Annotated in this window: 1 protein-coding gene; it reads right to left on the reverse strand. The window is 52.1% G+C overall.

Annotated features, from left to right (window positions below; translation table 11 throughout):
• A partial coding sequence (locus P8629_RS11675) for an exodeoxyribonuclease VII large subunit (protein ID WP_278166297.1) occupies window positions 1-280 on the reverse strand: 280 nt, incomplete at both ends.

Below are 280 nucleotides of genomic sequence, written 5' to 3' on the forward strand. Positions count from 1 at the left end.
GCGAGAATTCGCACAGCCAATCGCTTGAGCGATACTTATCGCCGCTTCATTACCTTGGACGATGGTCGGGTAAATAATGATCGGCAGGCTTGGATCGCGGCGTTTCAGCACCTGCAAAATATCGTGCAGAGCAGCTCCGGTTTTTGAGGTGATCACGCCTACACAGCGCGGGTGTTCGGGAAGTGGTTTTTTGAGTGATTGCGCAAATAACCCTTCTGCGGCCAGTTGCATTTTGAGTTGTTCAAACTCTTGTTGTAGCCGTCCGTCGCCTTCAGGCTGC

The organism is Hydrogenovibrio sp. 3SP14C1 (assembly GCF_029625905.1).
GTDB lineage: Bacteria > Pseudomonadota > Gammaproteobacteria > Thiomicrospirales > Thiomicrospiraceae > Hydrogenovibrio.